The organism is Neisseria sp. N95_16, from assembly GCF_002551535.2.
Taxonomy (GTDB): Bacteria; Pseudomonadota; Gammaproteobacteria; order Burkholderiales; family Neisseriaceae; genus Neisseria; species Neisseria brasiliensis.
This window is the reverse complement of the sequence record NZ_PDBT02000049.1, coordinates 1-18,496: the sequence shown is the minus strand read 5'-3', so window position 1 is coordinate 18,496 and position 18,496 is coordinate 1. Positions and strand designations below refer to the sequence as shown.

At 48.3% G+C, this 18,496-nt stretch carries 18 protein-coding genes, 1 tRNA gene and 2 pseudogenes; 9 read left to right on the top strand and 12 right to left on the bottom strand.

Translation table 11 applies throughout. The annotated features are described in order from the left end of the window. Positions 1–87 (top strand): annotated as a pseudogene (locus CRG49_RS08585) (IS5/IS1182 family transposase); the annotation flags it as partial. A 9-nt stretch (positions 88–96) separates the two neighbouring features. On the opposite strand, the gene nqrM reads toward CRG49_RS08585, so the two are convergent. Together nqrM and CRG49_RS08575 are read right to left on the bottom strand one after the other, a co-directional pair. After that, on the bottom strand, positions 97–321 hold the full coding sequence (gene nqrM, locus CRG49_RS08580; protein WP_095501998.1) for a (Na+)-NQR maturation NqrM: 225 nt from the start codon (positions 319–321) through the stop codon (positions 97–99). Positions 322–342: 21 nt separating this feature from the next. Next, positions 343–1,383: an FAD:protein FMN transferase gene (locus CRG49_RS08575; protein ID WP_095501999.1), complete on the bottom strand. Its 1,041-nt coding sequence runs from the start codon at positions 1,381–1,383 to the stop codon at positions 343–345. A gap of 278 nt (positions 1,384–1,661) precedes the next feature. On the opposite strand from CRG49_RS08575, the gene CRG49_RS08570 reads away from it, so the two are divergent. After that, positions 1,662–2,123: a DMT family transporter gene (locus tag CRG49_RS08570; protein ID WP_095502001.1), complete on the top strand. Its 462-nt coding sequence runs from the start codon at positions 1,662–1,664 to the stop codon at positions 2,121–2,123. A 92-nt stretch (positions 2,124–2,215) separates the two neighbouring features. Here CRG49_RS08570 and nqrF read toward each other — a convergent pair whose 3' ends face one another. Genes nqrF through CRG49_RS08540 form a run of 6 tightly spaced genes read right to left on the bottom strand, consistent with a single transcriptional unit; the run spans position 2,216 to position 8,010 of the window. Next, positions 2,216–3,433 (bottom strand): NADH:ubiquinone reductase (Na(+)-transporting) subunit F, encoded by a 1,218-nt coding sequence (gene nqrF / locus CRG49_RS08565; RefSeq protein ID WP_095502002.1) that lies wholly within the window; start codon positions 3,431–3,433, stop codon positions 2,216–2,218. Positions 3,434–3,445: 12 nt separating this feature from the next. Beyond that, the gene (gene nqrE, locus CRG49_RS08560; RefSeq protein ID WP_095502003.1) at positions 3,446–4,039 is read right to left on the bottom strand and encodes an NADH:ubiquinone reductase (Na(+)-transporting) subunit E; all 594 of its coding nucleotides are present in this window, start codon (positions 4,037–4,039) and stop codon (positions 3,446–3,448) included. A 3-nt stretch (positions 4,040–4,042) separates the two neighbouring features. Continuing rightward, positions 4,043–4,669 carry an NADH:ubiquinone reductase (Na(+)-transporting) subunit D gene (locus CRG49_RS08555; RefSeq protein WP_095502004.1) on the bottom strand — a complete coding sequence of 209 codons (627 nt, stop codon included), beginning with the start codon at positions 4,667–4,669 and terminating at the stop codon, positions 4,043–4,045. Next, positions 4,669–5,439 carry a Na(+)-translocating NADH-quinone reductase subunit C gene (locus CRG49_RS08550; protein ID WP_095502005.1) on the bottom strand — a complete coding sequence of 257 codons (771 nt, stop codon included), beginning with the start codon at positions 5,437–5,439 and terminating at the stop codon, positions 4,669–4,671. The genes CRG49_RS08555 and CRG49_RS08550 overlap by 1 nt, the downstream gene beginning before the upstream one ends. Next, positions 5,432–6,664, bottom strand: coding sequence for an NADH:ubiquinone reductase (Na(+)-transporting) subunit B (locus CRG49_RS08545; protein ID WP_095502006.1), 1,233 nt, complete (start codon positions 6,662–6,664; stop codon positions 5,432–5,434). The genes CRG49_RS08550 and CRG49_RS08545 overlap by 8 nt, the downstream gene beginning before the upstream one ends. Positions 6,665–6,666: 2 nt before the next feature. Next, positions 6,667–8,010, bottom strand: a complete 1,344-nt coding sequence (locus CRG49_RS08540; protein ID WP_095502007.1) for a Na(+)-translocating NADH-quinone reductase subunit A — start codon at positions 8,008–8,010, stop codon at positions 6,667–6,669. Between the two features lie 489 nt (positions 8,011–8,499). On the opposite strand from CRG49_RS08540, the gene CRG49_RS08535 reads away from it, so the two are divergent. After that, positions 8,500–9,339, top strand: a complete 840-nt coding sequence (locus CRG49_RS08535; protein ID WP_095502008.1) for an aldo/keto reductase — start codon at positions 8,500–8,502, stop codon at positions 9,337–9,339. Between the two features lie 245 nt (positions 9,340–9,584). On the opposite strand, the gene hisD is transcribed toward CRG49_RS08535, so the two are convergent. From hisD to CRG49_RS08520, 3 genes are all read right to left on the bottom strand, one after another. Further along, positions 9,585–10,877, bottom strand: coding sequence for a histidinol dehydrogenase (gene hisD / locus CRG49_RS08530; RefSeq protein WP_095502009.1), 1,293 nt, complete (start codon positions 10,875–10,877; stop codon positions 9,585–9,587). A 74-nt stretch (positions 10,878–10,951) separates the two neighbouring features. Then, entirely contained in the window at positions 10,952–11,608 is a 657-nt protein-coding gene (gene hisG, locus CRG49_RS08525; protein WP_095502010.1) for an ATP phosphoribosyltransferase, read from the bottom strand. Between the two features lie 74 nt (positions 11,609–11,682). Further along, on the bottom strand, positions 11,683–12,357 hold the full coding sequence (locus tag CRG49_RS08520) for an SCO family protein (RefSeq protein ID WP_095502011.1): 675 nt from the start codon (positions 12,355–12,357) through the stop codon (positions 11,683–11,685). Positions 12,358–12,629: 272 nt separating this feature from the next. On the opposite strand from CRG49_RS08520, the gene CRG49_RS08515 reads away from it, so the two are divergent. The 6 genes from CRG49_RS08515 to ilvC all read left to right on the top strand — a co-directional run bounded on the left by CRG49_RS08515 (position 12,630) and on the right by ilvC (position 18,126). Then, positions 12,630–12,714: transfer RNA gene (locus tag CRG49_RS08515), tRNA-Leu, on the top strand. A gap of 143 nt (positions 12,715–12,857) precedes the next feature. After that, entirely contained in the window at positions 12,858–14,030 is a 1,173-nt protein-coding gene (locus CRG49_RS08510) for a family 20 glycosylhydrolase (protein WP_198515154.1), read from the top strand. Between the two features lie 399 nt (positions 14,031–14,429). After that, positions 14,430–16,214: a biosynthetic-type acetolactate synthase large subunit gene (gene ilvB, locus CRG49_RS08505; protein ID WP_095502012.1), complete on the top strand. Its 1,785-nt coding sequence runs from the start codon at positions 14,430–14,432 to the stop codon at positions 16,212–16,214. After that, positions 16,211–16,702 carry an acetolactate synthase small subunit gene (ilvN, locus tag CRG49_RS08500; RefSeq protein ID WP_095502013.1) on the top strand — a complete coding sequence of 164 codons (492 nt, stop codon included), beginning with the start codon at positions 16,211–16,213 and terminating at the stop codon, positions 16,700–16,702. Before ilvB ends, ilvN begins: the two co-directional genes overlap by 4 nt. 69 nt (positions 16,703–16,771) lie before the next feature. After that, entirely contained in the window at positions 16,772–17,065 is a 294-nt protein-coding gene (locus CRG49_RS08495; protein WP_095502014.1) for a putative quinol monooxygenase, read from the top strand. A gap of 47 nt (positions 17,066–17,112) precedes the next feature. Further along, positions 17,113–18,126 (top strand): ketol-acid reductoisomerase, encoded by a 1,014-nt coding sequence (ilvC, locus tag CRG49_RS08490; protein WP_095502015.1) that lies wholly within the window; start codon positions 17,113–17,115, stop codon positions 18,124–18,126. Between the two features lie 285 nt (positions 18,127–18,411). On the opposite strand, the pseudogene CRG49_RS08485 reads toward ilvC, so the two are convergent. Then, positions 18,412–18,496, bottom strand: a pseudogene (locus CRG49_RS08485) (IS5/IS1182 family transposase); the annotation flags it as partial.

The window sequence follows — 18,496 nt, the reverse complement described above, 5'->3', positions numbered from 1 at the left end:
ATTGCTACTCGCTATGAGAAATTAGCTCGTAATTTTAAATCGATGCTTTACTTGGCTTGCTCTATTATTCATGCTAAGTTAAATTGAGGACACGCCCTAATGATCAACCACGATGCCTTTGCTTTCGCCGGCTGCTTTTTCAGCATCCAATTTCTTTTGCAGCGTGTCGCAAGGGATTTCACAATCGCACATTTTTTCCATGCCCAAAGCGGAAATGCCACCGCAGCTGCCTTTAATCGAGCGTTTGGAGAAAATGTAGCCGACTGCCATGCCTAAAATCACCAGCAGGAAAATGCCGAAGGTTAAGAAAAGGGTTTTCATGATGTGGGTTCCAAGGTTAAATTAATTAAGTAACTGTTTGAATGCACTTGATATTTCAGTTTTGTAGCCGTCACCATCGTAGATGATTAAGAATACCGCCAAATCGTGTTGCTCGGCAAGCGCCAAGGCTTTTTCTTCGCCTAACACGAATAAACCGGTGGACAGGCCGTCGGCGGTGGTGGCGTTATCGGCAATCACGCTGATGGACGCGAGCTTGTGGCGAATCGGCGCGCGCGTTTGCGGATTGATGATGTGGGAGAGGCGATTGCCGTTTTGATCCAAATGGAAATTGCGGTAATCGCCCGAAGTGGCCAAAGATTGGTTATCCAGCGGCACGATAATTTGTGTGCCGCTACCTTGCACCATATTCGGCTGCTCAATGCCCACGCGCCAAGCTTCGCCGGAAGCGTTGCGGCCTTTGCCGTGTAATTCGCCGCCTATTTCTACCAAATAGTTGCGAACGCCTGATTTTTCAAGATGTTGTGCCACTTTATCCACGCCGAAACCTTTGGCGATGGAAGATAAGTCCAAATAAACACCGGCTTGGGTTTTGGCAAGCGTGGCAGACTCACCATCGTGAGCCAACAAAATTTTATCGATGCCGACAGCCTGCGCGGCTTGTTCGATTTCGGTTTTGCTGGGTGAGTAGGTAACTGCTTTATCCGGCCCAAAGCCCCATAAGTTCACTAAAGGGCCAACGGTCACGTCTAATGCGCCTTGGGTCATTTGGTTTAAACGTACGGCTTCGGCGGCCACATCAGCAAAATCTTGGGAAATCTTCAGCGGGCGGTTGGCTTTGCGCATTTGGTTGAATTGGCTGATTTCCGAATCCGGCTGATAGGTGGACATTTGGCGATTGACTTCTTTCAGCACATCATCGATTTGTGTCTGCATGATTTCCGGTTTGGGCAAATCAAGGCCGTCTGAAAGGTATTTGACGGTGTATGTCGTGCCCATAGTTTCGCCTTGCAGCGTGACCGTTTGCGCTTGTTTGCCACAAGCAGCGAGCAGAAACAGCGTAGCAGTGAAGAATAGGACGGCGAGAGATTTTAAAACGGACATGAGTGTGTGCGACAAAATTTTTCAGACGGCCTATTGTAACGTAAAATGAACACCAACGGGCTGCTCTGAACGATGATGGAGCGGTGGGAAATCGGCTGGAAAGGCCGAGACCTTTGCAAAATCCCTAGATTTGAGTACAGTTCTAAAGTTGTAGCAGCACAGAAAGCGCAGACATATCACAAAGATGGGCAAGCTTTCGAGCAGCGCATAACGAAGAAATGTGCCAAAGATAGGGATTTCCAAAGGCCTCGAGCCGTCTGAATCTTTGGGGCGCTATTATGCGGGCAATTTATCTGGGTTTGGCTTTTGCAGCAGGCATGGCTTCGGCCATGCAGGCGGCGATTAATACGCAACTGGCGCGGTATATGGGTGGCGAAACATTAATCGCTACTTTGATTTCGTTTGCCGTCGGCACGGTTGCGTTGTTTTTCATCACCTGGGCCAAAACGGATTTGTTCGGCTATTTGGCCACTATTGGGCAGCAGCCTTGGTGGAAATTAAGCGGCGGTTTGCTCGGTGCGATGTTTGTGTTCACCAGCGTATTGTTGGCGCCTAAATTGGGTATTGCGAACATGTTGTTTGTCATTATCATCGGCCAATTGCTGGCGGCGGCGGTGATTGACCATTATGGCTTGATCGGCATGGCGGTGCGGGAACTGACGATGCCGAAATTAATCGGCTTGGTGGTAATGGGGGTAGGGTTGGCTTTGTTTTCGTTTGGGGATAAGGTTTGGAAGTAGAAGTTATTTGATTGAAAGAGTGATGCCGTCTGAAAAGGTTTAGACGGCATCAAAATAAAAAAGGAAGAAACCAAAGTTTCTTCCTTTTTTTGTTAGCCGCCGAAATCGTCCAGCAGGATGTTTTCGTCTTCTACGCCCAAGTCTTTGAGCATTTTAATCACGGCTTGGTTCATCACCGGTGGGCCGCACATGTAGAATTCGCAATCTTCAGGGGCTTCGTGGTTTTTCAGGTAGTTTTCATACAAGACATTGTGAATGAAGCCTGTGTAACCATCCCAGTTGTCTTCCGGCAGTGGGTCGGAGAGGGCAACGTGCCATTCGAAGTTGTCGTTTTCTGCAGCCAGTTCGTCGAAATCTTCCACGTAGAACATTTCGCGTTTCGAACGTGCGCCGTACCAGAATGAGATTTTGCGTTTCGATTTCAGACGGCGTAATTGGTCGAAAATGTGTGAACGCATAGGCGCCATACCTGCACCACCGCCGATGAACACCATTTCGGCATCGGTGTCTTTGGCAAAGAATTCACCAAATGGGCCGGAAATCGTCACTTTGTCGCCCGGTTTCAATGACCAAATGTAAGAAGACATTTGACCCGGAGGCGCATCAGGTTCGCGTGGTGGCGGAGTTGCGATACGCACGTTCAGCATGATGATGCCTTTTTCTTCCGGATAAGAAGCCATCGAGTAGGCGCGCAGAATCGGCTCATCTACTTTAGAAACATAGCGCCACAAGTCGTGTTTGTCCCAGTCTTCGTGATATTCCTCAGGAATATCGTAGTCTTTGTAGGCTACGGTGTGCGGTGGTGCATCGATTTGGATGTAACCACCAGCGCGGAACGGCACTTCTTCACCTTCAGGAATGGCCAGTTTCAATTCTTTAATGAAAGTGGCTTTGTTGTCGTTGGAAATGACGGTACATTCCCATTTTTTCACGCCGAATACTTCTTCCGGCACTTCAATATCCATGTCGGTTTTGACATTGACTTGGCACGACAAACGGCAGCCTGCTTTCGCTTCACGCTTGGTGATGTGAGACAGCTCGGTTGGCAAAATATCGCCGCCGCCGCTATTCACTACCACACGGCATTGGCCGCATGAACCGCCACCGCCGCAAGCTGAAGGAATGAAAATGCCTTCATTGGCCAAGGCGCCTAAGAGCTTGCCGCCAGCGGGCATGGTTAGCTCTTTTTCGCCGTTTACTTTAATGGTGATGTCGCCTTCGTTAACCAATTTTGATTTGGCAAACAGAATCATCAGCGCCAAAATCAAAATGATGACGGTAAACATCACAATACCTAAAATAATTTCCATTGTGTGTCTTCCTTATAACTGAATGCCGGAGAACGACATAAAGGCCAAAGCCATCAGGCCGGCGGTGATAAAGGTAATACCCAGACCTTTTAAGCCGTCAGGTACATCGGCATACTTCAGTTTTTCGGTGATGCCGGCCAATGCCACAATCGCCAGCATCCAGCCGGTTCCTGCGCCGAAGCCGTAAACGATGGATTCGGTGAAGTTGTATTCACGCTGCACCATGAACGACACACCACCGAAGATGGCGCAGTTTACGGTAATCAGCGGCAGGAAAATACCGAGGGCGTTGTAGAGGGCAGGGAAGAATTTGTCCAATACCATTTCTAAAATTTGTACCAATGCGGCAATCACGCCGATGAAGGTAATAAATTTCAAAAAGGTCAAATCCACGCCGTCAATCAGTGCGCCTTCTTTCAGCAGCGAGTAAACCAATTGGTTAACCGGTACGGCAATCGTTAATACCACGATGACCGCAACACCCAAACCAAAAGCAGTGGAGACTTTTTTAGACACGGCCAAAAAGGTACACATGCCTAAGAAGAAGGCCAAGGCCATATTCTCGATGAATACGGACTTAACAAATAAGCTCAGATAATGTTCCATGGATTATTTCTCCACCTGTTCAGGTTTCCAAGTGCGGATGGCCCATACCAGAAAACCGATAATAAAGAATGCGCTTGGCGCCAGCAGGAACAAGCCGTTGGCCTGATACCAGCCGCCGTCTTGAATGGTTTGGAAAATAGTCATGCCGAACAATTTACCCGAACCGATCAATTCACGCAGGCTGGCTACGATAATCAAAATCAAGCCATAGCCCAAGCCGTTGCCGAAACCGTCAACAAAGCTTTCCAGCGGCGGCTCTTTCATCGCGAATGCTTCCGCGCGGCCCATTACGATACAGTTGGTAATAATCAGACCGACGAATACCGACAATTGCTTAGACAATTCATAAGCAAATGCCTGCAAAACCTGGTCAACCAAGGTTACCAATGAGGCAATAATCGCCATCTGTACGATAATACGGATGCTGTTGGGGATGTAATTGCGCACCAGCGAGATAAACAGGCTGGAGAAACCGGTTACGAATGCTACGGAAATACCCATGACGATGGCGGTTTCCAATTTGGTGGTCACGGCCAGTGCCGAACAAATACCCAATACTTGCAATGCAATCGGGTTGTTGTCTACCAGTGGGGAGAACATTAAATGTTTCAAACGTTTGGTGTCAGCCATTATTCTGCTCCTGCTTTCAGTTTGGCTAAGTAAGGTTTATAACCGTTTTCGCCAAACCAGTAATCGAACGTACCTTGCACGCCTTTGGTGGTCAGTGTGGCGCCGGATAAACCATCTACGCCGTGTTCTTGATCGGCGCCTGCGCTTTTACCAACACGGATGGCAACGTTGCCTTGCTCATTGTAGAGTTTCTTGCCGACAAATTTTTGCTGCCACAAAGGATTGGCGATTTCGCCACCCAAGCCCGGGGTTTCGCCCTGCTCGTAGTAGGTGATGCCGTTGAGCGTGTTGCCGTCTGGTTTCACAGAAACAAAACCATACATCACTGACCACAAACCATTGCCATGCATAGGCAAAACGATTTGCTCGACCTTGCCGCCTTCGTCTTTTACCAAATAAACATCGGCGAGTTTGGCACGGGTTTTGATGCTGGCCAAATCGTCTTCAGGGGCAATGCGCACGTTTTGTTGCGGGTCTTTGGCCGCGCTGCGGGCATCGAAGCCTTCCGGCGGATTGTCAACATATTCACCGGTTGCCAAATCTACAACACGCGGTTCGATTCTTTCGGAATAGGTTTTGGCGATGTCGGTTTTCTCATCGAGCAAACCGGCTACGCTTAAGATGTAGCTTTGTTTGTCTTTGGCTTTTTGTTCAAGCTGTTTGGGTTTGAGGCCAACAGCAGAACCGGCTACCACCACAGAACAAACCAAGCTCACCACAATCACGACGGCCAGCGTGCCGCCGAAGCTGTCTTTATTGAATTTAGCCATTGGTGCGCGCCTTTCTGCGTTTGATGTTCGCTTGTGCGACGATGTAGTCGAAAATCGGGGCAAACAGGTTGGCAAACAGAATCGCCAACATCATGCCTTCCGGATAGGCCGGGTTAACCACGCGGATTAACACCGCCATCACACCGATTAATGCGCCATACCACCATTTACCGGTGTTGGTAAACGAAGCAGAGACCGGATCGGTGGCCATAAACAGCATACCGATAGCAAAGCCGCCCAATACCAAATGCCAATACCAAGGCATGGCAAACATCGGATTGGTGTCGGAACCGATGGCGTTAAACAGCAATGAAGTGGTAATCATACCAATCATTACACCGGCGATAATGCGCCAAGAAGCGATGCGGGCGAATACAATCATCAAGCCGCCGATAATTAGCGCGATGGTCGATACCTCGCCAACCGAGCCTGGCATGTTCCCGATAAAAGCATCCATCCAAGTAATCGGCTGACCGGTGGCAACATTTTTTAAGCCGGTCATGCCGTCTGAAGCCCATTGTGCCAAAGCGGTTGCACCTGAATAGCCGTCAATGGCAGTCCATACTTTATCGCCGCTGATGTTGGCAGGATAAGCAAAGAACAGGAATGCACGGCCTGCCAGTGCAGGGTTCATGAAGTTTTTACCGGTACCGCCGAATACTTCTTTCGCCACCACAACACCAAAGGTAATACCCAAGGCGGCCTGCCACAACGGCAGGGTAGGGGGAACGATTAAAGCAAACAGAATCGAAGTCACGAAGAAACCTTCGTTTATTTCGTGTTTGCGGATTGTGGCGAACAATACTTCCCAGAAACCGCCGACGATAAATACGGTGGCGTAAATCGGCACAAAGAAAATCGCACCGAAGAGCATTTTGCTCAACCAGCCCGCATCGGCCGCCATGTTGATGCCCAAAGCATTGGCTAAGGCATAATGCCAATCATTGGCAATGCTTTGTTGCAATAATTCCGGCGTTAATACAGCAAATGCTTGCGCACCCACGTTGTACATACCGTAGAACATGGCCGGAAACAGCGCCAGCCATACCATAATCATCATACGCTTAGAGTCGAGCGCATCGCGGACGTGTGCCGCTTTACGCGTTACCGCACCTTGCGTATAGAAAATCGTTGCCGCCGCTTCATAGAGCGCGTACCACTTTTCGTGTTTGCCGCCCGGCAGGAAGTGCGGTTCGATTTTTTCTAAAAAATGTTTCAAGCCCATAATCAGCCTTCCTTCTCAATAGTATCCAGCACTTTGCGCAACAGCGGGCCGTATTCGTATTTGCCTGGGCAAACGAAGCTGCACAAGGCCAAATCTTCTTCGTCCAATTCCAGACAACCCAAGGCTTGCGCGCCGTCGGTGTCGCCGACAATCAAATCACGCAGGAGCAAGGTCGGCAGGATATCGAGCGGCATGATGCGTTCGTATGTGCCGATTGGTACCATGGCACGGTCGCCGCCGTTGACAGCGGTGTTGAACTTGAAGAGTTTGCTTTTGAGGAAATGACCGAGTGTGGTGCGGGTAATGGTGTATTTTTCCGCTTGCGGAGCAATCCAGCCGAAAAACTCTTTGTGGCGGCCTTCTTCCAATACCGACACTTGGTTGTGATAGCGACCGAGATAATCGTGTGGGCCGGTGGCGATGCCGCCGTTTAATACCGAGCCGGAAATCACGCGGTTGTCGGCATTCACCAATTCACCGGCGGTGAGTTGGGAAAGGTTAGCGCCCAATACGGTACGCAACAGACGCGGTTTGTTGACTTGCGAACCGCCCAAAGCGACCACGCGTTCGGTGTTCAGACGACCTGTGGTAAACAATTGACCGATGGCAATCACATCTTGATAGTTGATGGTCCAAACGGTTTTGTTCGCGCCGACAGGCTCGATAAAGTGGATGTGTGTGCCGCTCAAGCCGGCCGGATGTGGGCCATCGAATTCGTGTACGGCGATATTGGCTGCGCTTTCAGACGGCACATTGGCACCGGCTGCTTTACACACATGCACCGTGCGTTCAGTCAATCGGCTTAATACACGCAAGCCGTTGGTGAAGTCAGCCGCTTTTTCGGCAATGATGACAGTTGGGTCGGCAGCCAAAGGATTGGTGTCCATGGCGTTGACAAAAATCGCCGCAGGGTTAGCGTCAACCGCAGGTGTTTTGCTGAACGGGCGGGTACGCAATGCTGTCCACAAACCTGATTGAATCAGATTGGCGCGTACTTGCTCGCTGCTCAAGCCTGACAAGGCTTCGGCAGAATATTGCTCGAAGGTGATTTCATCGTTGCCTGCAACGGAAATCACCACAGATTGCAATACACGTTTCTCACCACGGTTGATCGCCGTGATGGTGCCTGAAGCCGGAGCGGTAAAGACCACGCCCGGATTTTTCTTGTCTTCAAACAATACTTGGCCTTTTTTGACGACATCGCCTTCCTTGACTTTCATCGAGGGGCGCATGCCGACATATTCTTCGCCAAGCAACGCGACTTCGGTAATGGCCGGACCATCATAGATGGTTTGCTCCGGTCGGCCTGCAATAGGCAGGTCTAAGCCTTTTTTTATCTTAATCATAGAGATGCGTTACTTCTTACTAGGTTAAAAAACTGGCAAGCCGATGGCGTTGAGTGTAACCACCGACGTCGGTATTTTGGAAAAAGACACATTTTTCTTCAAAATCAAATCAGTTTATTCGGTCATCAGCCTAATGGCTAATCTTTGTTTTTATTATTAAATAATGGACGATAGCTGATAGAGGCCGCCTGAAACCGAGTTTCAAAGAAAAAACGATTTAAAAATATTCAAATGGCTGAATAAATAAAATCTTTGGGATTTTAACAGGAATGGACGGATTTTTGTCACATTCCGCCAGATTTTTTCACTTATAAGGCTAATTCAGTAAGCCATAATAACTAATAAATTATGATATAAAAATAATACCTTAAGAAACGATATGGCTGAAAAAGAGTTGGGGCCGTCTGAAAAGAATAGGCCGATGAATAAAGCAACCCCACAAAAATCAGACTAAAATAAGCCAGTATTCAACCCAATCGGAGAGTCATCATGGCAAAAAGTACACTGCTCAATCACGGTAAATTAGGCATGGGAACATGGTATTTAGGCGACCGTGCTGCCACGCGCCAAGAAGAAATTGCCGCATTGCGTTACGGCTTGGAACACGGCGTGTCGATTATCGATACTGCCGAAATGTATGGCAACGGACGTTCGGAAAATCTAGTCGGCGAAGCGATTCAGCCGTTTGCGCGAGACAGCATTTACCTGATTTCTAAAGTGTTGCCGAGCAATGCCAACTGCCGAAATTTAGAGCGCAGCTTGGATGCTTCGTTGCGTCAACTGCAAACCGATTATCTGGATATGTATCTTTACCATTGGCGCGGTGCCACACCTTTGGCCGAAACGGTTGAGCTGATGGAAAACATGGTGCAAAAAGGCAAAATCAAAGCATGGGGTGTGTCGAACTTTGATTTGGAAGACATGCAGGAATTGCATGATGTAGGCGGCACCAATTGCGAAACCAATGAAGTGCTCTATCACTTGGGCTCGCGCGGTATCGAGTTTGCGCTGAAACCATGGCAGGATGCCCATGCGATTTCTACCATTGCCTATTGTCCGCTGGCGCAGGCCGGTGATTTACAGGATGATTTGCTGCATCATCCGGCAGTTCGCCAAGTGGCGGCTGAACTCAACATCAGCGTGTATCAAGTGTTGCTGTGTTTTACTTTGGCGCAGCAAAATATGGTATCGATTCCGCGCACCGGCAAAACAACGCATATGAAGGAATTGGTCGATTGCTTGGCTATCCGTTTGTCGCCCGAGCAATATGCGGCTTTGGATGAAGCTTATCCTGCACCGCAATGGCGCGTGCCGCTGGATATTCAATAATCAGATGAGGCCGTCTGAAATATTCATTTTCAGGCGGCCTGAGACCTTTGTAAAATTCAATTTGAACTAAGAAAACTACGCTCGTCATTCCCGTGCAGGCGGGAATCCAGACCTATCGTTTTCAGGAATATTTAACTATTTCAGAAGTTTAACATTCTGGATTCCCGCCTGCACGGGAATGACGGTTTAAAGATTTATGAAAAATAACGAGTTTTACAAAGGTCTTGGCCTTGTTATTTACACCATCAATCTTTCAAGCGGAACTCTGCGGCACGGGCGTGGGCGGTCAGGCTTTCGCCGTGTGCCAATACGCTGGCGATTTGTCCCAGTTTTTGTGCACCGGCTTCGGAAACTTGAATCAGGCTTGAGCGTTTTTGGAAATCGTATGTGCCCAATGGCGACGAGAAACGGGCGGTGCGGCTAGTCGGCAAAACGTGGTTCGGGCCTGCGCAATAATCGCCCAAGCTCTCGCTGGTGTATTTGCCCATGAAAATCGCACCGGCATGGCGGATTTTCTGCGCCCATGCTTCGGCGTTTTCAACCGATAATTCCAAATGCTCCGGCGCAATGTAGTTGGCAATCTCGCAGGCTTCGTCCAAATCTTTGGCCAAAATCATGGCACCACGGTTGCCCAAGCTGGCTTCGATGATGTCGCGGCGCGGCATTTCTTCAATCAGCTTGTCCATGGCGGCTTTCACTTCGTCCAAATACGCTTGCGACGTGCCGATTAAAATGGCTTGTGCAATTTCGTCGTGTTCGGCTTGACTGAACAAATCCATCGCCACCCAATCGGCAGGCGTGGAGCCATCGGCAATCACCAAAATTTCAGACGGCCCTGCCACCATGTCGATGCCGACCACGCCGAACACGCGACGTTTGGCAGCGGCGACAAAGGCATTGCCCGGGCCGGTAATTTTATCGACTTGCGGCACGGTTTCGGTGCCGTAAGCCAACGCTGCCACGGCTTGCGCGCCGCCGACAGTAAATACTTTGGTTACGCCGGCCACATAAGCGGCGGCCAAAACGATGTCGTTGCGCTCGCCTTTCGGCGTCGGCACCACCATGATGATTTCTTTCACACCGGCCACGTGCGCAGGCATGGCATTCATAATCACGCTGCTCGGATAGGCTGCTTTGCCACCTGGCACATAAATGCCCACGCGGTCGAGCGGGGTGATTTGTTGGCCGAGCAGAGTGCCGTCTTCATCGGGATATTGCCACGATTCCATTTTTTGGCGTTGGTGGTAGCTTTCCACACGTTTGGCTGAAGTCTGTAAGGCCGTCTGAACTTCCGCCGGAATGCGGTCAAACGCGTTTTTCAAATCATCTTGGGTTAAGGTCAAATCGGCGATGGTTTGCGCGGAAGTGCCGTCAAATTTATTGGTGTATTCGATTAAGGCCGCATCGCCGCGTTTTTGCACATCGGCGCAGATGTCGGCCACGATTTGATCGACTTTGGGGTCTTGCGCGGTTTCAAAAGCCAATAGGGCTTTGAGTTCGGCTTGGAAACTGTCGGATTGGGTGTTGAGAAATTTCATGACTTGCCTTTATTTTCATAGTAAAAATTGCGTTTCAGACGGCCTATGCAAATGATAAGGCCGTCTGAAAAATATTATTTGTCGCCGTTTACCACGCCGGCAAAGGCTTGGATAATTGGCTCAAGCAGGGTGTGTTTGGTTTTTAATGCAGCTTTATTCACCACCAAGCGGCTGGAAATATCGACGATGTGTTCTACCGCTTCGAGGTTGTTGGCTTTGAGCGTGCCGCCGGTGGAAACCAAATCGACAATCGCATCACTCAAGCCGACCAGCGGCGCAAGTTCCATTGAGCCGTAAAGTTTGATGATGTCGACGTGCACACCTTTGGCGGCAAAATGCTCGGCGGCGATATTCGGATATTTGGTGGCAATGCGTAAGCGGCTGCCCGGTTGGGAAACGCTTTCGTAATCAAAGCCTTTGCGCACGGCAACCATCATGCGGCATTTGGCAATCTGCAAATCGAGCGGTTGATACAGGCCATCGCCGCCGTGTTCGATTAACACGTCTTTACCGGCAATACCAAAGTCGGCTGCGCCGTATTGCACATAAGTCGGCACATCGCTCGCGCGCACAATCACCAAGCGGATATTTTCATGATTGGTGTCGATGATGAGTTTGCGTGATTCTTCAGGGTTTTCGGCCGGAACGATACCGGCAGCGGCCAGCAGGGGAAGGGTTTCATCGAAAATCCGGCCTTTAGAAAGGGCAATGGTTAATGCGTTGTCAGTCATTGTGGATTCTGCTCTATTTTGGGTGTGTGGATAGCGAAAGGCCGTCTGAAAAAATCTTTCAGACGGCATGGATATTATAATAAAGTGCGGATGTCGGCAGCAACGGCATCAGGTTCGGTGCCGTAAGGTGAGAAGATGGCGACTTCGCCTTCTTTGTCAATCAAATACGCGCCTGAAGTGTGGTCAACCAGATAGTTGGCGCTGCCTTCTTTTTGGTTGACTTTGGCTGATACCACACGGTATTGCTGTTTAATCACCGGCAGGGCTTGGCCTTCGGTGGCGGTAATGCCGATGAAATCAGGGTGGAATTGTTTGGCGTATTTGCCAATCAGCTCCGGCGTGTCGCGTTCAGGGTCAACGCTGGCGAATACCACTTTCACATTTTTGGCATCGTCGCCCAATTGTTTTAAAGTATCGCTGTAAGTCAGCAATTCAGTCGGGCAAACGTCAGGACAGTGGGTATAACCAAACGACAATACCACCACATTGCCTTTCAAATCGCTTAATTTAAATGGTTTGCCGTCGCCATCGGTCATTTCAAAATCACCGCCGATATCTTCTTTGCGCATATCGGTGCCGTTGATTTGACCCGGTACGGCTGCTTTTTTAGCTGGCGCGACTTCGGTGCTTGGAGCGGTAGAAGCAGGTGCTTCAGGTGCTTTCGGTGCGGCTTCTTCTTTAGGTTGGCACGCAGCCAGAGCGGCTAAGGCAAAAACGCTGAATACAAACTTTTTGGCTGTGATGGGCATGGTATTCTCCGATTGATTGAGTTTTGCGAGACAATATCCCGTATCTTAACGCTTTTGTTCCTTGAAATGTAGCATTTCTCATGAATTTTATAGAAAATTCATCAAAGTTTGATATAGATGCACATTTGGCTTGCACATTAACACCGAGTGAATTTGAAATTTGATAAATATAATTTCATTTTTAATCAATAAATTGTCATTTAATTGTCAAAAAAATCATCAAAAGCACTTTACAAGTTTTTTGTGCTGGCTATAATAGCGACTTCTTCACCGCCCAGGTGGCGAAATTGGTAGACGCAGGGGACTCAAAATCCCCCGCCGCAAGGTGTGTCGGTTCGAGTCCGACCCTGGGCACCAAATTCTGAAAACGGTCGCTTAAAAGCGACCGTTTTTGTTTTGCATTATTAAAAAACATAATCTTCATTTCATCATCATGCTTGGGAGTGGCATTCGTTTGCCAGCGGGAAATCTGTTGAATTTTACTTTCACGGATTTCAATTATGAACAAACAATTCTCTACTTTGCGCGCATCGCTGCAAAGATTCTTTTTATATTTCATCATGGCATGTTTCTTATTGGCTAATGCTGCTTGCGACAGCCGTTCGGCACATGCGGATAATCTGTCGGCACAAGGCAAGCATAATGGCCTGATGCTGGATAATGCGCGCCGTTATTATTCGGTGGCGGTAATCAAGCAATATATTGATACGCTGGCCGAAAATGGCGGCGGTTTTCTACACCTGCATTTTTCTGACCATGAGAATTACGGTTTGGAAAGTGAGTTATTAGACCAGAAAGCCACCGATGCAGATGTTTCAGACGGCCTTTATCGTAATCCGCAAACCGGCAAACTTTTTTTGAGTGATGTGCAGTTGGGTGAAATTGTGGCTTATGCACATGAGAAAAAGATTGAGTTGATACCGGAATTAGGCAGCCCAAATCATATGGATGGCATTTTTGCGCTGCTCATACATCATCGCGGCGAAGATTATGTGCGGTCGATTAAATCGAATGTGGTGGATGATGAAATCGATATTACCAATCCGCAAAGTATTGCTTTGGTAGAAACCTTAATGGTGGAAGTAATGGCCAAGTTTCCGTACAGTAAACGCTTTCATATTGGTGCGGATGAGTTTGGCTACAGCGTAGAAAGCCACCCTGAATTTGTCGCTTATGTAAACCGATTGGCTGATTTTCTCGACCGTAAAGGCTGGAAAACCCAGATGTGGAATGATGGTGTCATTAAGCAAAGTTTGGCTGATTTAAATCAGCAAATCGAGATAACCTATTGGAGCTACGACGGTAATGCGCAAGACAAAACCGAGCGCAAGAAACGCCGCAATCTGCGCGCCAGTATGCCGGAATTGATTGAAGCCGGTTTTAAAGTGTGGAACTACAATTCTTATTATCTTTATTTTATTCCTAGTTCGGATGTCGGCTCTTCCCATAATACCAATTACGCCATTCGCGATGTCGAGCAGCATTGGCATTTAGGCGTGTGGGACGATGCCAATAGTCAAAACGCTTTACCGCCATCGCAACAGCAAGCCATCGGCGGGGCGGCTTTGGCGGTGTGGGGTGAGCATTCTGATTCATTAAGCGATCAAACTGTGTTTACCCATACGCAGAAACTATTAAAAGCTGTGTTGGCTAAGGCAAATAATCACAATTAAATGAATAAATAGGCCGTCTGAACGTTTAAAAATTTCAGACGGCCTATTTATTAACCTTCGAGTGCTTATTCAAGCTGTAGACAATTGTGGCATGCCAATCAGAAACACATAACCAATTGGTGGATATTTATTTTATAAAAATCAAACAGTAATTAAATTTAATAAAAATAATGTTAAAAGATGAAAGTTTTTGTCTTGCCTGAAAACGCAGATTAGGTTATCGTTGGGCTTCTTCATTTTCATAAACTCTGAGCCTTAATCCAATTGTCCAAACGGATTGGCTGTCGTCGTGTCCTAGCAATGTGCGTACCCTAAATCGCTACTTGATAGGCTTGCATTACAGGTGCTGTGACGAAGCTGCTGTTGCTGTTGGTTTAACGCCCTATAAAAGAGGTTGTTATGCAATTATCAGGCGCACAAATCATTGTGCAAAGTCTCAAGGCAGAAGGCGTTGAATACGTTTTCGGCTATCCGGGCGGCGCAGTTCTCGAAATCTACGACGCCATCTACCAGCTCAATAAATTCAAGCACATCCTGACCCGACACGAACAGGCAGCCGTTCATGCAGCCGATGCGTATGCGCGCACCAGCGGCAAAGTTGGCGTGGCTTTGGTGACTTCAGGCCCCGGTGCAACCAACGCAGTAACCGGTATTGCCACAGCTTATTCGGATTCGATTCCGATGGTTGTGATCACCGGTCAGGTTGGTACGCCGGCTATCGGCAGTGATGCGTTCCAAGAAGTGGACACCATCGGCATTACCCGCCCGTGTGTGAAACACAATTTCTTGGTGACCGACATCAACGATTTGGCCAATACCATCAAAAAAGCGTTCCAAATTGCTGCCAGCGGCCGTCCGGGCCCTGTGGTGATTGATGTGCCGAAAGACGTGACTCAGGCGATGGCGAAATTCAGCTATCCGCAAGAAGATATTTTTATCCGCTCTTATCAGCCGGTGGTGCAAGGCCATGCCGGTCAGATTAAAAAAGCGGTGCAGATGTTCGCTTCTGCCAAACGTCCGATTATCTATTTCGGCGGCGGTATCGTATTGGGTAACGCCAGCCAAGAATTGGTGGAATTGGTACACGCTACCGGCGCGCCATGCGTTGGCACCTTGATGGGGTTGGGCGCAGTACCTTCCAGCGACCGTCAATATCTCGGCATGTTGGGTATGCACGGTACGTATGAAGCCAACTTGGCCATGCAGGATGCCGATGTAGTGTTGGCTGTGGGTGCGCGATTTGATGACCGCGTGGTGTCAGTGCCATCCAAATTCTTGGAAAAACCGAAAAGAATCATTCATGTCGATGTTGACCCATCGAGCATTGCCAAACGCGTTAAAGCCGACATTCCGATCGTGGGCGACGTGAAAAATGTATTGGCCGAAATGGTTTGCTTGGTGAACAAACAGCAATCCGTACCGAGCCGCGAGCATTTGGATAAATGGTGGAAAAACATCGAATCATGGCGCAGCCGCGATTGCTTGTGGTTTGATCAAGACGAAGAAACCATCAAGCCGCAGTTTGTGGTGAAAAAATTGGCGGAAATCACCAATAATTCAGCCATCATCACATCCGATGTCGGCCAGCATCAAATGTTTGCCGCGCAATATTACCCGTTTGAGCGCCCGCGCCAATGGTTGAATTCCGGCGGTTTGGGTACCATGGGTGTCGGCCTGCCTTATGCGATGGGTGCCAAACTGGCCGCACCGGAGCAGGATGTATTCTGTATCACTGGTGAAGGCTCGATTCAGATGAACATCCAAGAATTGTCGACCTGCTTCCAGTATAAGATCCCGCTGACTGTTGTGACCTTGAATAACGGTTATCTCGGTATGGTGCGCCAATGGCAGGAGCTTTACTACAGCAACCGAGAATCGGAAACTTATTTTGATTCCTTGCCGGATTTCGTGAAACTGGCAGAAGCTTACGGCCATGTCGGCATTCGCGTGACCAAGCCGTCTGAAGTGGAAGGCGCGATTCGCCAAGCGCTGCAACACAACCGCGAAGGCCGCTTGGTGTTTATGGATTTCATCACCGATAAGAAACAAAACGTGTTCCCGATGGTGGGCAACGGCAAAGGTCTCGACGAAATGGTGCTGCCGGTACACATGCGTGAAACCAAAGCCGACAGCGACGTGAACGATGTCAATGACCGTGATTACGATACAAGGAGCGTGCCATGAGACACATTTTGTCCATACTGATGGAAAACGAATCCGGTGCGATGAGCCGTGTGGTGGGTCTCTTTTCAGCGCGTGACTACAACATCGATTCATTGTCGGTGGCCGCGACTGAAGACCAAACCTTGTCGCGCATGACCATCGTGACCCACGGTGACGACAGCGTGCTGGAGCAGATTACCAAGCAGCTCAACAAGCTGGTTGAAGTGATTAAAGTGGTCGATTTAAACGAAAGCCGTTTTGTCGAACGCGAATTGATGTTGGTGAAAGTGCGTGCAGCGGGTAAAGATCGCGACGAATTTTTACGCCTGACCGAGATTTATCGTGGCCATGTGGTTGATGTAACCGATCGCAGCTACACCATCGAAATCACCGGCTCCAGCGACAAATTGGATTCTTTCTTAGAAACCGTAGGGCGTGCACAAATTTTGGAAACTGTGCGCACAGGCGCAGCCGGTATCGGTCGCGGCGAGCGTATTTTGAAAATTTAATGCCACGCTTGTTCAGACGGCTTGCTAAAAGATTTTAGGCCGTCTGAAACCAATACAGGAGAAGTTGAGATGTCGATTATTAAGATTGTTGCCTTGATTACCGTGAAACCTGAACACCGCGAAACATTGTCTGCCCAATTCGCCCAGTTGGTTCAAGCCAGCCGCGCCGAAGCAGGGAACAACAGCTATGATTTGCATCAGGATATCCAAAATTCCAACCGCTTCGTGTTTGTCGAAAGTTGGCAATCGCAAGCGGCGGTGGACGAACACAATGCCAGCGAGCATTTTCAGGCATTTGTTCAAGCCATCGAGGGCAAAACCGATCATCTTGAAATTGTGATGCTCAACGAACTCTCCATCTGATTTTTTAAAGTTAACTCAACAAACCTATTCAAATAAAAGGAATTGAAATGCAAGTTTATTACGATAAAGATGCCGACCTGTCATTGATCAAAGGCAAAACCGTTGCCATTATCGGTTATGGTTCACAAGGCCATGCCCACGCTGCCAACCTGAAAGATTCAGGTGTAAACGTGGTGATCGGTTTGCGTCAAGGCACTTCTTGGGATAAAGCGGTTAAAGCCGGCCACAACGTGAAAACCGTTGCCGATGCCACCAAAGATGCCGATGTTGTGATGATTTTGTTGCCGGATGAAAACCAACCGGTTGTGTACAAAAACGAAATCGCACCTAACCTGAAAGACGGCGCGGCTTTGGCGTTTGCGCACGGCTTCAACGTACACTACAACCAAATCGTGCCGCCATCAAATGTAGACGTGATCATGGTTGCGCCTAAAGGCCCTGGCCACACTGTACGCAGCGAATTCTTGAAAGGCGGCGGCGTCCCTTCATTGATCGCCGTTTACCAAGACAATTCCGGTAAAGCACGCGACATCGCCTTGTCTTACGCAGCAGCCAACGGCGGCACCAAAGGCGGCGTGATTGAAACCAACTTCCGCGAAGAAACCGAAACCGACTTGTTCGGTGAGCAAGCTGTATTGTGTGGTGGTGCGGTTGAATTGGTGAAATGCGGCTTTGAAACTTTGGTTGAAGCAGGTTACGCCCCAGAAATGGCTTACTTCGAATGTTTGCATGAATTGAAATTGATCGTAGATTTGATGTACGAAGGCGGTATTGCCAACATGAACTACTCAATTTCTAACAACGCCGAATACGGTGAATACGTGACCGGCCCTGAAGTGGTGACTCCTGCAACCAAAGAAGCAATGAAAAAAGCCTTGTACCGCATTCAATCTGGTGAATACGCGAAAATGTTCATCCAAGAAGGCGCAGCCAACTATGCTTCAATGACTGCCCGTCGTCGCTTGAATGCTGACCATCAAATCGAGAAAGTTGGCGCACAATTGCGTTCGATGATGCCTTGGATTGCAAAAAACAAATTGGTAGATTTGGATAAAAACTAATTTTTAGCCATATCTTTTACAAAATGCCGTCTGAAATGTTCAGACGGCATTTTTTTATGCTGAATCATTTAAATACATTTAACTTATATCAAGGCGGTCTGAAAAAACCGTTGGTAGTATTTCAGGCGGCCTATTTTATTTAGCGTTCAATCAAAATAAATCAAATTTAATTGAAATAAAATGAATCTTATACTGGGTATATGAAGAATCAATCAATGATTTGTAATTTATAGTTTTATTTGTATCTTATTTAACTATAAAGAATTATTGCACTAGGGCGTGTCCTCAATTTAACTTAGCATGAATAATAGAGCAAGCCAAGTAAAGCATCGATTTAAAATTACGAGCTAATTTCTCATAGCGAGTAGCA

What these genes read in the sequence shown, in the direction of transcription:
- nqrM (WP_095501998.1), bottom strand. Translation starts at nt 321, where the DNA reads ATGAAAACCCTTTTCTTAACCTTCGGCATTTTCCTGCTGGTGATTTTA.
- CRG49_RS08575 (WP_095501999.1), bottom strand. Translation starts at nt 1,383, where the DNA reads ATGTCCGTTTTAAAATCTCTCGCCGTCCTATTCTTCACTGCTACGCTG.
- CRG49_RS08570 (WP_095502001.1), top strand. Translation starts at nt 1,662, where the DNA reads ATGCGGGCAATTTATCTGGGTTTGGCTTTTGCAGCAGGCATGGCTTCG.
- nqrF (WP_095502002.1), bottom strand. Translation starts at nt 3,433, where the DNA reads ATGGAAATTATTTTAGGTATTGTGATGTTTACCGTCATCATTTTGATT.
- nqrE (WP_095502003.1), bottom strand. Translation starts at nt 4,039, where the DNA reads ATGGAACATTATCTGAGCTTATTTGTTAAGTCCGTATTCATCGAGAAT.
- CRG49_RS08555 (WP_095502004.1), bottom strand. Translation starts at nt 4,669, where the DNA reads ATGGCTGACACCAAACGTTTGAAACATTTAATGTTCTCCCCACTGGTA.
- CRG49_RS08550 (WP_095502005.1), bottom strand. Translation starts at nt 5,439, where the DNA reads ATGGCTAAATTCAATAAAGACAGCTTCGGCGGCACGCTGGCCGTCGTG.
- CRG49_RS08545 (WP_095502006.1), bottom strand. Translation starts at nt 6,664, where the DNA reads ATGGGCTTGAAACATTTTTTAGAAAAAATCGAACCGCACTTCCTGCCG.
- CRG49_RS08540 (WP_095502007.1), bottom strand. Translation starts at nt 8,010, where the DNA reads ATGATTAAGATAAAAAAAGGCTTAGACCTGCCTATTGCAGGCCGACCG.
- CRG49_RS08535 (WP_095502008.1), top strand. Translation starts at nt 8,500, where the DNA reads ATGGCAAAAAGTACACTGCTCAATCACGGTAAATTAGGCATGGGAACA.
- hisD (WP_095502009.1), bottom strand. Translation starts at nt 10,877, where the DNA reads ATGAAATTTCTCAACACCCAATCCGACAGTTTCCAAGCCGAACTCAAA.
- hisG (WP_095502010.1), bottom strand. Translation starts at nt 11,608, where the DNA reads ATGACTGACAACGCATTAACCATTGCCCTTTCTAAAGGCCGGATTTTC.
- CRG49_RS08520 (WP_095502011.1), bottom strand. Translation starts at nt 12,357, where the DNA reads ATGCCCATCACAGCCAAAAAGTTTGTATTCAGCGTTTTTGCCTTAGCC.
- CRG49_RS08510 (WP_198515154.1), top strand. Translation starts at nt 12,858, where the DNA reads ATGAACAAACAATTCTCTACTTTGCGCGCATCGCTGCAAAGATTCTTT.
- ilvB (WP_095502012.1), top strand. Translation starts at nt 14,430, where the DNA reads ATGCAATTATCAGGCGCACAAATCATTGTGCAAAGTCTCAAGGCAGAA.
- ilvN (WP_095502013.1), top strand. Translation starts at nt 16,211, where the DNA reads ATGAGACACATTTTGTCCATACTGATGGAAAACGAATCCGGTGCGATG.
- CRG49_RS08495 (WP_095502014.1), top strand. Translation starts at nt 16,772, where the DNA reads ATGTCGATTATTAAGATTGTTGCCTTGATTACCGTGAAACCTGAACAC.
- ilvC (WP_095502015.1), top strand. Translation starts at nt 17,113, where the DNA reads ATGCAAGTTTATTACGATAAAGATGCCGACCTGTCATTGATCAAAGGC.